Consider the following 13,707-nt stretch of genomic DNA (forward strand, 5'->3'; position numbering starts at 1 on the left):
CGTCTCGCGCCCCGCCACCCGCGCCAAGGTGCGAACGCCGCGCGGGCGCTCCCTCTCCAACGGCGGATCCGACGACGCGCGGCTTCGGTTCCGGCACGCGGGGCGCGCGCCCCAACGCAAAAGGGCCGCCCGGAGGCGACCCTTTCGATCCGTGCTGGATCCGGCCCGAAGGCCGCGGCTTCTGCGAAGCTCAGTGCAGCTTGGCGCCGACCTGGGCGATGCCCGCATCGATCAGCCCGGCCTGCTTTTCCGGCGTCATCGACTTGGCGATGGCCTCGCCCGCGGCGGCGGTCGCGACCTTGATGGCCTCGTTGCGCACCGCGCGCACCGCGCCGTCCTCGGCCGCCTGGATCTGCTCCTCGGCGGTGCGCAGACGGCGCTTGATCGCGTCGGCCAGGTCGGCCTTGGCCTGCACCGCGGTCTCTTCGGCCTCGGTCCGGGCATGGGCCACGATGTCCGCGACCTGGGCCTCGGCCTCCTTCTGCTTGCGCTCGTAGGAGGCGAGCAGCGTCTGGGCCTCTTCACGCAGGCGGCGGGCCTCGTCGAGCTCGGACTTGATCCGCGCGGCGCGCTTGTCCAGCGCGGTCGCGAGGGTCTTGTGCGCGCCGAACCACCACAGCACGCCCAGGAACAGGATGAAGGCGATCCCGACGACGAAATTGGAATTCTCGAGCATGGATCAGTTCCCCGTGCTGGAGGAGGTGCGCGACGCGACCGCGGCGTTCACGGCGGAAGCGTCGGCCACGCCCGGAGCGACGGCCTCGGCCAGCGCCTCGGCGATGTCGAGCGCGACGACGCGGACCGCCTCGGCGGCCTCGGCGCGGATCTCGGCGATGCGGGCTTCGGACTCGGAGGCCTTGGCGGCGATCTCGGCGTCGGCCTTGGCGATGGCCGCGTCGACCTCCTTCTGGATCTCGGCGCGGGTGGCGTCGCCGATGCGCTGCGCCTCGGCGCGCGCTTCGGTCAGCGCGGCCTGATAGGCCTTCTCGGCCTCCTCGGCGCGGCGCTTGTAGTCGGCGGCCCGGTCGAGGTCGTCTTCGACGGCGTCATGCCGCTCCTCGATCACGCCGCCGATGCGCGGCAGGACGATCTTGGAGAACAGCAGATACAGCACGACGATCGCCACCAGGAACCAGAAGATCTGGCTGGGGAACGAGGCGAAGTCGAACTGCGGCAGGCCGGCGGACCCATGGTCTCCACCGTGCTCGACGCCTTCGACGATGCGAACTTCCTCGGCGGCCTGGGCGGCGCTGATGAACAGACCCATCGGTCTCTCCTGGGCTCAGGCGCCGCGCGCGTCGCGCAAGGGGCGCGGGATGCGGCGCGGAGCGGAAACTGGCGCGCGCGGCCGGGGGGACCGGCCGCGCGGTGATTTTGCAGGGCGCGCCGCGGCGGCGGGACGGAAGGTCCCGGCCGGCGGCGCGCCGATCCCGATCAGACCGCGAACAGCAGGAGCAGCGCGACGAGGAACGAGAAGATGCCGAGGGCCTCGGCGAAGGCCATGCCGACGAAGAGCATCGCCTGCTGCTCGCCCGCGGCGGCCGGGTTGCGCAGGGCGCCGGCCAGGTAGTTGCTGGCCACGTTGCCCACGCCGATGCCGGCGCCGCCGAGGCCGATGGTGGCGAGGCCCGCGCCGATGTACTGGCCCATGTTCGCGATATCGCCTTCCATAGTCCTAGCTCCTTCGTGGTCTGGAAGTCGTTGAACCGTCGGCGAGACCCGCCAGCCGGTCGTTGAAGAGGCGCCCCGCCTCAGTGCATGTGCAGGGCGTCGTTGAGGTAGATGCAGGTCAGGATCGTGAAGATATAGGCCTGCACGAAGGCCACCAGCAGCTCCAGCGCGAAGATGCCGGTCATGGCCCCGATCGGAACGATGCCCAGGACGCCCATCGCCGGAACGAAGGCGGCGAAGACCTTGAGCACCGCGTGGCCGGCCATCATGTTGCCCGCGAGACGGACGGAATGGCTGAGCGGCCGCACGAAATACGAGATGAACTCGATGGCGAACAGGATCACCCGCAGCGCCACGGTCGGCGCGCTGGGGATCCAGAAGAGGGTGATGAACTTCGGCCCGTGCTTGACGAAGCCGAGGATGGTCACGGTCAGGAACACCATCATCGCCAGCACGCCGGTGACGGCGATATGCGAGGTGACGGTGAACGAGGCCGGGATCAGGCCGGAGACGTTCGAGATCAGGATGAACACGAACAGCGTGAACAGGTAGGGGAAGAACTTCAGCCCCTCCTCGCCCAGGATGTCCACGGCCATCTTGCGCACGAAGATGTAGAGGCTTTCGGCCACCGACTGCATGCGGCCGGGAACCAGCGTCGCGTTGCGCGTCGGCAGAGCCAGCAGCGCGAACGCGATCAGCACGCCGATGGCGAGCCACAGCGTCTGGTTGGTGACGGTGAACAGGCCGAGCCCCTCATCGCCGAACAGCGGCTTGATGAGAAACTGGTCCATCGGATGGGCTTCGATACCGCCCGAACTTGCTTCGCCTGCCAACGTCAGCGTCCCTCATCCTCGGGCGCCTGGGCGCCGTCGTTCCCGTTCGGACCGGCGGCGCCCGAGGACGCGCCGGCCTTGTTCCGTCGCTGCAGGTCCTTGGCGGACTGCAGCATGACCCTTACGCCGGCGCCGAAGCCGAGCAGGATGAACACGAGCAGGAAGAGAGGCTTCGTCCCGACCAGCGTGTCGAGCCCCCATCCTATCGCGCCGCCCACCCCAACGCCTGCGACCAGGTCGATGACCATGCGCCACGCGAACTCTGCGCCCTGCCATTTCCCCCCTCCCGCACGTCGAGGCCGCGTCTCGGCCTCTCGCCGGGAGCGGATCGCCTGCAGTCGGGCGTCGATGTCAGCCAGGTCGGACCGGACAGGCTCACGGGTTTCGGACGCGTCGTCGTCGGACGTGCCGGTCATCCCAGGTGCACCCCTCCGCGGACCTTCCCGCCATTCGCGCGGCCTCTTGGCCGGTTGCTGCGGACACTAGAAAGGGGGTCACGGGCTGTCAAGCTAGGTTGGCAAAGGGTGAAGGGGGGTCATGTCGTTGCGAACGTTCATAAAATCCTTTCGTGCGACGGGACGGCGCAGCGCCCGGAGGCCCGTTTCGGCGCGGTTCCGGCGGGGCCGGACGGATTCGACCCGTCCCGGGCGTCGGCGGGGGCCGTCCGCGGGCCCGATCCGGGGACGCCGGCGGCGGGGCTCCGGGGGGCGTCCTCGCCCGCGATACGGCGGGGAGCGCCGGGCGCGAGGGCCGGTCTCGACGCGGCGGCGGAAACGCTCAGCCCCGCGGGAGTTCCCGCCGGATGATCCGCGCGGCGACCAGCCAGGACAGGACCAGCCCCAGCGCGACGGAACTGACGATGGTCCACCATACCCCCTCCACCCCGAGATCCAGCTCCACCACGAACAGCCAGCCGAACCCGAGCTGGCAGAGCGTCTGGCGGAACACCCCCACCGCCACCGGCCAGAACGGCTTTCGCAGGCCCTGCAGCAGCGCCGTCGCCGCGAACATCGCGAAGACGGCGGGCATGGTGAAGCGGGCGAACTGGAAATAGCGCACGCCCTGGGCGATCACCGCCGGGTCGTCGGTGAACAGGCTCACCGCCCATTCCCCGAAGAAGGTCAGCGCCAGCCCGGCCAGCGCCATCATGCCCAGCCCGATGGTCAGGCCCAGCCGCAGCGTCTCGCGCACCCGGTCATGCAGCCGGGCGCCATGGTTGCGCGCCACCAGCGGCAGCAGCGCGCCGGACAGGCCGAGCGCCGGCAGCAGCAGGATCTGCTCCACCCGCAGCGCCGCGCCGTAGCCCGCCACCGCCGCGCCGCCGAAGCGTTGCAGCCAGTGCAGCACCATGAACATGCCGACGGTCGCGACCAGCATGTTGAGGCTGGCGGGGAAGGCCTGACGGGCGAGCTCCACGATCACGCGGAAGTCCGGACGGAAGGCCGACCAGGGCGCCGCGCGCAGCAGGCCCGACCGCAGCGCCCGGCGCAGCATCCACGCGCAGACCCCGGCCTGGGCCAGCACCGTGGCGACCCCGATCCCGGTCACGCCCCAGCCGAAGCCCAGCACGAACAGCGGGTCCAGCAGCAGGTTCGCCGCCGCCGCGCCCATCTGCGCGCGCTGGAAGGACCGCGCGTCGCCCTGGGTGGCGAGCGTGCCATGGGCGGCGAAGGCCAGCACGAAGAACACCGCCCCGAAGACCACGGTCAGCAGGTAGTCCCGCGCCGCCTGCCGCGGACCGCCCGAGGCGCCCATCAGGTCCAGCAGCTCCGGCGCCAGCAGCCAGCCGCCGACGGTCAGCGCCGCCGCGACCATCAGCCCGAAGCTCAGCCCCTGGGCGGCGAAGGCCACGGCGCGGGCGCGCTCGCCGGCGCCCATCGCCGCGCCGGCCAGCGCGTTGACCCCGGCGCCGATGCCGAAGCCCAGCGAAAGAATGAGAAAGAACACCGCCGTGGCCATCGACAGCCCGGCCAGCGCATCCGGACCGATGCGCCCGGCGAACCAGGCGTCGGTGACGTTCTGCAACGTGTGAAACAGCATCGCCAGCGCCGCCGGCAACGCCAGCGCGATCAGGTGGCCCAGCACCGGCCCCCGGGTCAGGTCACGCTCGTCCGAAGGCGCCGCTGCGGGCGCCGGCGACAATGGCGCGCGGGCGGAGGGGTGCCCGGCGGGCGAAGCCGCGGGGGGCGAAGGCGCGGGGGGCGGAGGCGGGGACGGCGTGTCGGGCGGGGGCATCGGGGGCTCGTCGGCTGCGGGTGGATGGGCGGAGACGAACGACGCGACGCACCGACTCGGGAGACTCCCCGAAGACTCGAGGGACGACATGGTTGCCGGGATCGCCTCCGGCGCCTAGATGGGGCGGCCGCGCAGGGGGCCGCCGCCCTTCCGGGCCGCGGCGCGTATCGAGGAACGACCGACATGGGCATGAGCAAGGACCGGCTGGCGGCCTCCGCCGGCGTCGCGGCGGTGACCGTGGCGCTCAGCCTCGCCGTGCTCAAGTTCCTCGCGTTGCAGGCCACCGGCAGCCTGACCGTGGCGGCGAGCCTGGCGGATTCCGCCATCGACGCGGTCGCCTCGATGACCGGGCTGGCCGCGATCCTCTACGCCTCGCGCCCGGCGGACGAGGACCATGCCTTCGGCCATGGCTCGGCCGAGGACCTGGCCGCGCTGGGGCAGGCGGCGCTGATCCTGGTCTCGGCCGCGGCCATCGCCTGGGGCGCGGTCTCCCGGCTGGTCGCCCCGACCCCGGCGGCGCTGGCGGAGGAAGGCTTCGGGATCGCGGTCATGGGGGTCTCCATCGTCATGACGCTGGCGCTGCTGGGCTGGCAGCGCCATGTCGCGCGGGTCACCGGCAGCCGGGTCGTGGCGGCGGACGCGCTGCACTATCTGTCGGACCTCCTGCCCAATATCGGCGCGGTGGCGGCGCTGGCGGCGTCGCGCTGGTATGACCTGCCCTGGGTGGACTCGGCCTTGGGCCTGCTGGCCGCGGCGATCCTGGCGCGCGGCGCGGCGAAGATCGCGCGCGGCGCCTGGGACGCGCTGATGGACCGAGGCGCCGACGCGGCGACGCAGGCCCGCCTGCACGACATCGCCGCCCATCATCCCGGGCTGATCGGCTATCACGACCTCAAGACCCGCACCGCCGGCCGGCGGCTGTTCGTGCAGATCCATGTGGAGCTGGACGGCGGATTGTCGTTGCATGAGGCGCACGACATCGGCGCCGGGCTGCGCCACAAGATGCTCGACGCCTTCCCCGACGCCGAGGTGATCGTCCACAAGGACCCGGCCTAGAGGTTGACGCTTACGTCGCGACCCGCTGGCGCGGCCGGCGTCGCTGGTGTTCCATGCCCGAAAAGGGAGGAGCCCCGATGACCTTCGCGCCCCGCGCCGACCTCGCCACCCATTCCGTCGCCAACCAGCCGGAGGCCCGCGCCGCGCTGGATCTGTGGTCCCCGGACGCCCCGCTGCGCGCCGCGGCGGCCCGCGACGCGCCCCATGACCTCGCCGCGCTGGAGAGCTTCGCCGCCGCCATCGGCTCGGCCGAGGCGATGGAGGACGCCGAGGCCGCGCGCCGCGGGAAACCCGAGCTTCTCCTGTTCGACCGCGGCGGCCGTCGGCTGGACGAGGTGCGCTTCCACCCCGGATACCACGCCATGATGACCCGCGGGGCAGAGGCCGGATACGCCGCCCGCCCGTGGGAGCCCGACGGCGCCCGGGGCGGTCAGGCCGCCCATGCGCTGATGGTCTACATGCTGAGCCAGGTCGAGCCCGGCGTCTGCTGTCCCCTGACCATGACCTACGCCGCGGTCCCGGCGCTGGAAGCCGCCGCGCCGGATCTCGCGGCCGAATGGGCGCCGAAGGCCCGGGCGCGGGCCTATGACGGACGCGTCGCCCCGCCCTCGGCCAAGACCGCCGTCACCCTCGGCATGGCGATGACCGAGAAGCAGGGCGGCTCCGACGTCCGCGCCAACGAGACCCGGGCCGAAAAGGTCGAGGTCGGCTACCGCCTGACCGGCCACAAGTGGTTCTGCTCGGCCCCCATGTCCGACGCCTTTCTGACGCTGGCCTGGCTGGACGGCGGGCTCACCTGCTTCCTCGTCCCCCGCTGGCTGGAGGACGGGACCCGCAACCCCATCCAGCTCCAGCGGCTGAAGGACAAGCTGGGCAACCACGCCAACGCTTCCTCGGAGATCGAGTATCACGGCGCGCTGGCCCAGCTGGTCGGAGAGCCCGGCCGCGGCGTCCCCGCGATCATCGAGATGGTCCACCACACCCGGCTCGACGCCGCCACCGCGCCCGTCGGCTTCATGCGCCGCGCGCTGGAGGAGGCGGCGCACTGGACCCGGCATCGCTCGGCCTTCCAGAAGCGGCTGGCCGATCAGCCGCTGATGCAGGCGGTGCTGGCGGACCTGGCGCTGGACTGGATGGGGAGCTTCGCGCTGGTGATGCGCGCCGCGCGGGCTTTCGACGGGTCGGGGGGCGACGGGGCCGGCGAGGCGGACCGCGCGCTCGCCCGGCTGGTCGTGGCGATCGCGAAATACTGGACCAACAAGCGAGCCCCGGCGGTGGTGGTGGAGGCGATGGAGTGCCTCGGCGGCGCCGGCTATATCGAGGAGAGCCCGCTGCCCATGCTCTACCGCGAGGCGCCGCTGAACGGGATATGGGAGGGGTCGGGCAACGTCATCTGCCTCGATGTGCTGCGCACGCTGGCGCGGGAGCCGAGGGCGACGGCGGCGCTGAAAGCCGATCTTTCCGCCGCGCGAGGGGCGGATCGGCGCTTCGACCTCGCGATGGACGCGGCCATGTCCGCGCTGGCCCGGCCGGAGGAGGCGCAGGCCCGCGCATTGGTCGAGCGGCTGGCGCTGCTGGCGCAGGCCGCGGAGCTGATGCGGACGGGGCCGGATCTCGTAGCCGACGCCTTCATCGCCACGCGGCTGGGGGGCGACTGGGGGCGAACGCCGGGGACCCTGCCGCGCGGGACCGACGCGGCGGCGCTGGCCGCGATGATCTGACGGCGTTCCGACGGTGATCCGGGGGCGTTCCGGGGGGCGGCGTTGCGCCGAGATCCGCCCGGCGCGGAGTCCTGCCGACCAAGGAGGCGCCTCGGCGCCGGGGATGCGGCGCCGCCGCGGCGACGGGGCGGCCGGGCGGCGCCCCGTTTCGGCGCCCTCACGCGCGGCTCGCATCGCCGTGATCGGGGTGAAGTCGTTTCATGTCATGCGCTTGCGCCTTGCCGCATCCCTGCCGCAATCAAGGCGATTCCGGACCCTTTTTGCGGATGGCATGGACCCGCCGCCCCCTCCGGCTAGGTCATTTCACGAACCGAGGCGGACACCCGGTCCCCAAAGTCCGCGCCCTGAACGGCGCGACGCCGGACCCGCCGAGACGCAGGAGACGTGAGATGAAGCGCCTTATCGCCACCACCGCCCTGGCCCTGGTTGTCGCCGCCCCCGCCTACGCCGCCGGGATGAACGCAGACTCCGACGCGAAGGTCGAGACCGGCGCCTCCACGCCGCCGGCCGCCGCCATGCCCGCCGACGCCGGCGAGCCCAGCCTGGGCGAAAAGACCGAGGCCGCCGCCGAAAATGCGGCCGAGGACACCGGCGAAGCCATCGACCACGCCGCCGAGGAGACCGGCGAGGCCATGGACGCCGCCGGCCAGAAGATCGAATCCGCCGCTGACGCCGCCGCGACCGAGGCCGACAAGGCGCTCGACAGCGCCGACGCCGAGCTTGACGCCGACGCCGACGCGGAAGGCTGGGCCAATGCCGACGCCTCCGCCGTGACCAGCGAAGAGCTGGAGGGCGTGGACGTCTTCGACGCCTCGAACGAGGACATCGGCGAAGTCGTCGAGCTGACCCTGGGCGACGACGGCGCCACCGTGAACGGCGCGGTGATCGACGTGGGCGGCTTCCTCGGCCTGGGCGAGCATCGCGTGGCCCTGTCGATGGACGAGCTGAAGATCATGCGCTCGACCGACGACGCCGATGAGCTGCGGGTCTATGTCTCCGCCTCGCGCGAGCAGCTGGAGTCGATGCCCGAATACGAGGGGTGACGCCTCTTGCTCCGGTCCGGCCTTCGGGTCGGACCGGGCCCTGACGACACGACCGGAAGGGGCCGCTCTCGGGCGGCCCCTTGCCGTTCGGACGGGATGCGCCACTTCGTGGAAAAGCGTCCCGAAGCGGAGCGCGACGGAACAAGGAGAACGACATGGAAGGCGTGGGCTGGCTGAGCTTCCTGGTGATCGGACTGATCGCGGGATGGTTGGCCGAAAAGATCCTGAAGCGCGATCACGGGCTGCTGACCAACCTGATCGTGGGCATCGTGGGCGCCTATCTGGGCGCGTTCCTGTTCTCAGCGGTGGGCCTGGCGGCCGGCGGCTTCATCGGCGCCCTGATCACGGCGACGGTGGGCGCGGTGGCGCTTCTGGCCCTGCTCGGGCTCATCCGCGGCAGAGGCTGAAGACCGGCGGGAGCATGGAGACGGCGGGCGGCGGGCGCGACGCGCCATCCCCCGCGAGACCGGTCCGGGCGGAACGACCCGAACGACATCTTCCCAAACGAAACGGGCCAAACGAAACGGGGCCGCGCGTGATGCGCGGCCCCGTTCCTGTTTCGACCGTCAGGTCGGCTGTGCGTCGCGCGCGTTCCCCAGCCCCCGAAGGGGCCGGGGAGGCGGATCACATCATGCCGCCCATGCCGCCCATGGCGCCCATGTCGGGCATCCCGCCGCCGGCGCCCTTCGGCTCCGGCTTGTCGGCGACCATCGCCTCGGTGGTGATGAGCAGGCCGGAGACCGACGCCGCATCCTCAAGCGCGGTGCGCACGACCTTCGCGGGGTCGATGACGCCGAACTTGAACATGTCGCCGTACTCTTCGGTCTGGGCGTTGAAGCCGAAGGACCGGTCCTCGGACTCCATGACCTTGCCGGCCACGACCGCGCCGTCGAGACCCGCGTTCTGCGCGATCTGACGGATCGGCGCCTGCAGCGCGCGACGCACGATGCCGATGCCGGCGTTCTGGTCGGAGTTGTCGCCGGTCAGACCCTCGAGCGACTTCGACGCCCACAGCAGGGCCACGCCGCCGCCGGGAACCACGCCCTCCTGGACCGCGGCGCGGGTCGCGTTGAGCGCGTCGTCGACGCGATCCTTGCGCTCCTTCACCTCGATCTCGGTGGCGCCGCCGACGCGGATGACGGCAACGCCGCCCGCCAGCTTCGCGAGACGCTCCTGGAGCTTCTCCTTGTCGTAGTCCGAGGTGGTCTCCTCGATCTGCTGACGGATCTGCAGAACGCGGGCCTCGATCTCGGACTTGTCACCGGCGCCGTCGACGATGGTGGTCTCGTCCTTGGTGATCCGGATCTTCTTGGCGGTGCCGAGCATGTCGATGCCGACCGACTCGAGCTTCATGCCGAGATCGTCGGACACCACCTGGCCGCCGGTCAGGATCGCGATGTCCTGCAGCATGGCCTTGCGGCGGTCGCCGAAGCCGGGGGCCTTGACGGCGGCGATCTTCAGGCCGCCGCGCAGCTTGTTGACCACGAGGGTGGCCAGGGCCTCGCCCTCGACGTCCTCGGCGATGATCAGCAGGGGCTTGCCCGACTGGATCACGGTCTCGAGCAGGGGCACCATCGGCTGCAGCGACGACAGCTTCTTCTCGTGCAGCAGGACGTAGCAGTCCTCCAGCTCGGTGATCATCTTGTCGGGGTTGGTGATGAAGTAGGGCGAGAGGTAGCCGCGGTCGAACTGCATGCCCTCGACGACTTCGGTCTCCGTCTCGAGGCCCTTGTTCTCCTCGACGGTGATCACGCCCTCATTGCCGACCTTCTGCATCGCGTCGGCGATCTGGCGACCGATCTCGGACTCGCCGTTGGCGGAGATCGAGCCGACCTGCGCGACTTCGGCGGTGTCGTTCACCGGGCGCGAGGAGGACTTGATGGCCTCGACGGCGGTGATCACGGCCTTGTCTATGCCGCGCTTCAGGTCCATCGGGTTCATGCCGGCGGCGACCGACTTCAGGCCCTCGCGCACGATGGCCTGGGCGAGAACGGTCGCGGTGGTGGTGCCGTCGCCGGCCTCATCATTGGTGCGCGAAGCGACTTCGCGGACCATCTGCGCGCCCATGTTCTCGAACTTGTCCTCCAGCTCGATCTCCTTGGCGACGGTCACGCCGTCCTTGGTGATCCGCGGAGCGCCGAACGACTTGTCGATGACCACATTGCGGCCCTTGGGGCCCAGGGTCACCTTCACCGCGTCGGCGAGGATGTTGACGCCGCGCAGCATGCGGTCGCGAGCGTCGGAATTGAACTTGACGTCTTTGGCAGCCATGAGATCAGGCTCCTGTCATTGTTGTGGAATGTGACGGCGGTCGCGATCAGGCGGCGGCCAGGATCCCGAGGATGTCGGATTCCTTCATGATCAGCAGGTCCTTGCCGTCGAGCTTGACCTCGGTCCCGGACCACTTGCCGAACAGGACGCGATCGCCGGCCTTGACGGCGGGAGCGATCAGCTCGCCCGAGTCCTTGCGGGCGCCTTCGCCCACGGCGACGATCTCGCCTTCCTGGGGCTTCTCCTTGGCGGAGTCGGGGATGATCAGCCCGCCCTTGGTAACGTCTTCGCTTTCGATGCGGCGCACCAGCACCCGGTCATGCAGCGGCGTGAAGTTCATGTCGTGGCTCCTGTTTCTGCGGCTTCCACGGTTGTCGCGCGATCCGGACTCCGTCGCAGACGGACCGGAGATCCGGCTGTTAGCACTCACCGTCGGAGAGTGCTGACGGCTGCGGAGGTAAGCGCGCGGGGGGTTCCTGTCAAGCGTTCCGCGCATGGCGGCGTTGCGTTCGGCGCCGCAGCGGAAACCGCGGTCGGAGCGCCCTGCGACAGACCCCGTGGACCTAGGTCTTCGCGCCCGGGCGCGAAAGGGAGGCGGCGGGGAAAATGAGGGTGAAGAGCGCGCGCCTCAGGCCAGCGCGCCGGCCACCAGGCTGGCCGCGGCCACGACCGTCAGCGGCAGGCGCAGCGCGGGCCACCAGGCCGGGGCGCCGCCGGCGCGGGTCAGGGAGATGTCGGCGGCGAACAGCGCCACGAGGCCGAGCGCCAGGATCCACAGCGCCTCGACATCGCCTATGACCAGGGCGGCGGCGGCCAGCAGCGCCGGCGCCACCGAGACGCTCAGCGGCCACCAGCCCGCGCCCTCGCCCATGCCCGAGGCCGCGAAACCCCAGCGGCAGCCCCCCATGAAGCCGAGGATCACCGCGCCGTAGACCGACAACGAATATTGCGCCCGCAACGCCACATCGACCGGCGCCATATGCGCCAGCAACGCCAGCCCCACGAACGGGATCAGCCCGGCGAACCCCAGCGCGACCGCCGGGCGAGGCGCCGCGGACAGGCCGAATCGGGCGGGACGGGATGTGGGCATGGCGCGGCGTCTCCGGCTGGGGCCGCCGCCGGGAACTGGAGCGTCCCGGAGCGGTTTGCGCGTGTTTCGGCCGAGGGCCGGGGCTCACTTGGCCCGGCCGCGCCCGTCGGCGCAAGTTCGCCGCGCGGACGCCCGGAGGAAACGGCGCCGCAGGGCGCGCCCCGCATCGGGCCGGGCGGGCGGGGCCGGGGGGCGGGGGCGGGGGCGTCGCCGCGTCGCCCTGTCCGTTGCCTCCGACGCGCCGCCTTGGCAGGACGAGCCCGCCGCGTCCCTGTCCCCTTCCGACGCCGCCCCGTCCCGCGCTCCGGGCCGGCGCGCGGCGGAGAACGGAGCCCCCATGACCCAGATCATCGAATCCCTGTCCGAACTCGACGGCCGCTACGACGTCCTGTTCTGCGACCTTTGGGGCTGCGTGCATGACGGCCGCAAGGTCTACCCCGCCGCCGCCGAGGCCCTGCGCGCCTATCGCGCCCGCGGCGGCATCGTGGTGCTGATGACCAACGCCCCGCGCCCGGAATTCTCCGTCGCCCGCCACCTGGAGCGGCTCGGCGCCACCGAGGACATGCGCGACGCCATCGTATCCTCCGGCGACAGCGCCCTGCTTTCGGTCAATGCCGGCGACTGGGGCCGGCGCGTCTTCCATATCGGCGCCGCCAAGGACGAAGCCTTCTTCGAGACCGCGCAGGTTGAGCGCGTCTCCCTGGACGAGGCCGACAGCGTCATCGTCACCGGCCTGGTCGACGACCACGCGGAGACCCCGGACGACTACGCCGACCAGCTCGCCGCCGCCCGCGCCCGCGGCCTGCGGCTGCTCTCCGCCAATCCCGACATCCATGTGGACGTGGGCGAGCGGCGGCTGTGGTGCGCCGGCGGGCTGGCCCAGGCCTATGAGGCGCTGGGCGGCGAGACCGAGGCCTACGGCAAGCCGCATGCGCCGATCTACGCGCTGGGCCGCCGGCTGGCCGCCGAGGCCGCGGGGCGCGAGATCGATGATTCGCGCATTCTCTGCGTCGGGGACGGCGTGGGCACCGATATCGCCGGCGCCGCGGCCCAGGGGCTGGACGCGCTGTTCGTCAGCGGCGGGCTCGCCGCTTCCGTTTGCGGAGAGGACCCGGAGCATCCCGTCCCGTCGCGGTTGAAAGCGTTTCTGGATGCGAACCATGCTGCGCCGCAATACACGATTGGGCGTCTGAGATAAACGTTCATAATCAAGGTATTACAGTGATGTTGGGTAGGCGTTCAGGCGCGATCCCCTAAGTTGGTTTCCAGAGGGGGGGCGTGTGCGACATGCCCCGGAGACCGACATGAGACAGCTTCCCACGATCGCCGCAGCGATCGCGCTCGCCGCCGGACCCGCGCTGGTCCCGGCGCTCTCCCTGGCCGACGAGGCCCGGGCCGAGACCCCGAAAGCCGCTGAGGAAGGCGGCGTCGCCGTGTCCCAGACGCTGGCGACCCTGCCCGGCACGTCGATTCCGGCGGTCGGCGTCGGCGTGGCCGGCGCCCTGGGCTTCGCCGCCCTCGCGCTGGGCACGGGCGGGTCCACCAACACCACCTCGACCACCGGCACCAACTGAGCCGGAGGCCCGCGGCGGGTCCGGCGATTCCGTCGGGCCCCGCCCCGCGGCGCCGCAAACAGCGATTCCCTCGCGGCGACGCCGCCGCGGGGTCGTTCCCGGCCGGCGAGAAGACGACCGGCTCCGCGCCGGCCGCCGCCACCCTTCGGCGGCTTGTTGAACGATCGCATGGGCTTGCGGGCTTCCCGCCTGGAGCCTTGCGGACGCGACGTC

15 protein-coding genes are annotated in these 13,707 nt (G+C 71.5%); 6 read left to right on the forward strand and 9 right to left on the reverse strand.

Going from position 1 to position 13,707, the window contains the following annotated elements; translation table 11 throughout:
• Positions 1–190 precede the first annotated feature (190 nt).
• From BLV24_RS11760 to BLV24_RS11785, 6 genes are all read right to left on the reverse strand, one after another.
• Positions 191–676: a F0F1 ATP synthase subunit B family protein gene (locus tag BLV24_RS11760; RefSeq protein ID WP_092681881.1), complete on the reverse strand. Its 486-nt coding sequence runs from the start codon at positions 674–676 to the stop codon at positions 191–193.
• A 3-nt stretch (positions 677–679) separates the two neighbouring features.
• The gene (locus tag BLV24_RS11765; RefSeq protein WP_092681883.1) at positions 680–1,267 is read right to left on the reverse strand and encodes a F0F1 ATP synthase subunit B'; all 588 of its coding nucleotides are present in this window, start codon (positions 1,265–1,267) and stop codon (positions 680–682) included.
• A 167-nt stretch (positions 1,268–1,434) separates the two neighbouring features.
• On the reverse strand, positions 1,435–1,671 hold the full coding sequence (locus BLV24_RS11770) for a F0F1 ATP synthase subunit C (RefSeq protein WP_092681885.1): 237 nt from the start codon (positions 1,669–1,671) through the stop codon (positions 1,435–1,437).
• Between the two features lie 80 nt (positions 1,672–1,751).
• Positions 1,752–2,462 carry a F0F1 ATP synthase subunit A gene (locus BLV24_RS11775; RefSeq protein ID WP_092681887.1) on the reverse strand — a complete coding sequence of 237 codons (711 nt, stop codon included), beginning with the start codon at positions 2,460–2,462 and terminating at the stop codon, positions 1,752–1,754.
• A 44-nt stretch (positions 2,463–2,506) separates the two neighbouring features.
• Positions 2,507–2,920, reverse strand: coding sequence for an AtpZ/AtpI family protein (locus BLV24_RS11780; protein WP_092681889.1), 414 nt, complete (start codon positions 2,918–2,920; stop codon positions 2,507–2,509).
• Between the two features lie 361 nt (positions 2,921–3,281).
• Positions 3,282–4,589 (reverse strand): MATE family efflux transporter, encoded by a 1,308-nt coding sequence (locus BLV24_RS11785; RefSeq protein WP_176954717.1) that lies wholly within the window; start codon positions 4,587–4,589, stop codon positions 3,282–3,284.
• Positions 4,590–4,922: 333 nt separating this feature from the next.
• Between BLV24_RS11785 and BLV24_RS11790 the strand changes: the two genes are divergently transcribed.
• The 4 genes from BLV24_RS11790 to BLV24_RS11805 all read left to right on the forward strand — a co-directional run bounded on the left by BLV24_RS11790 (position 4,923) and on the right by BLV24_RS11805 (position 8,966).
• Positions 4,923–5,795 (forward strand): cation diffusion facilitator family transporter, encoded by an 873-nt coding sequence (locus BLV24_RS11790; RefSeq protein WP_342707994.1) that lies wholly within the window; start codon positions 4,923–4,925, stop codon positions 5,793–5,795.
• 77 nt (positions 5,796–5,872) lie between these two features.
• Positions 5,873–7,516 carry an acyl-CoA dehydrogenase family protein gene (locus tag BLV24_RS11795; RefSeq protein ID WP_092681892.1) on the forward strand — a complete coding sequence of 548 codons (1,644 nt, stop codon included), beginning with the start codon at positions 5,873–5,875 and terminating at the stop codon, positions 7,514–7,516.
• A 389-nt stretch (positions 7,517–7,905) separates the two neighbouring features.
• The gene (locus BLV24_RS22860; protein ID WP_092681895.1) at positions 7,906–8,559 is read left to right on the forward strand and encodes a PRC-barrel domain-containing protein; all 654 of its coding nucleotides are present in this window, start codon (positions 7,906–7,908) and stop codon (positions 8,557–8,559) included.
• A 155-nt stretch (positions 8,560–8,714) separates the two neighbouring features.
• Complete coding sequence (locus tag BLV24_RS11805; protein WP_092681897.1) at positions 8,715–8,966, forward strand: GlsB/YeaQ/YmgE family stress response membrane protein; 252 nt, start codon at positions 8,715–8,717, stop codon at positions 8,964–8,966.
• Between the two features lie 217 nt (positions 8,967–9,183).
• On the opposite strand, the gene groL is transcribed toward BLV24_RS11805, so the two are convergent.
• The 3 genes from groL to BLV24_RS11820 form a co-directional block, all read right to left on the reverse strand.
• A complete protein-coding gene (gene groL, locus BLV24_RS11810) occupies positions 9,184–10,830 on the reverse strand; it encodes a chaperonin GroEL (protein WP_092681899.1) in 1,647 nt (548 codons plus the stop codon).
• A 46-nt stretch (positions 10,831–10,876) separates the two neighbouring features.
• On the reverse strand, positions 10,877–11,170 hold the full coding sequence (locus BLV24_RS11815; RefSeq protein WP_092681901.1) for a co-chaperone GroES: 294 nt from the start codon (positions 11,168–11,170) through the stop codon (positions 10,877–10,879).
• Between the two features lie 288 nt (positions 11,171–11,458).
• Positions 11,459–11,920: a DUF3429 domain-containing protein gene (locus BLV24_RS11820; RefSeq protein WP_092681903.1), complete on the reverse strand. Its 462-nt coding sequence runs from the start codon at positions 11,918–11,920 to the stop codon at positions 11,459–11,461.
• A 337-nt stretch (positions 11,921–12,257) separates the two neighbouring features.
• Here BLV24_RS11820 and BLV24_RS11825 point away from each other — a divergent pair, with 337 nt between their 5' ends.
• Both BLV24_RS11825 and BLV24_RS11830 read left to right on the forward strand, forming a co-directional pair.
• Positions 12,258–13,118 (forward strand): TIGR01459 family HAD-type hydrolase, encoded by an 861-nt coding sequence (locus tag BLV24_RS11825; protein ID WP_092681905.1) that lies wholly within the window; start codon positions 12,258–12,260, stop codon positions 13,116–13,118.
• 106 nt (positions 13,119–13,224) lie between these two features.
• Positions 13,225–13,494, forward strand: a complete 270-nt coding sequence (locus BLV24_RS11830) for a hypothetical protein (protein WP_092681907.1) — start codon at positions 13,225–13,227, stop codon at positions 13,492–13,494.
• Positions 13,495–13,707 lie beyond the last annotated feature (213 nt).

This window comes from Albimonas donghaensis, from assembly GCF_900106695.1.
GTDB classification, from domain to species: domain Bacteria; phylum Pseudomonadota; class Alphaproteobacteria; order Rhodobacterales; family Rhodobacteraceae; genus Albimonas; species Albimonas donghaensis.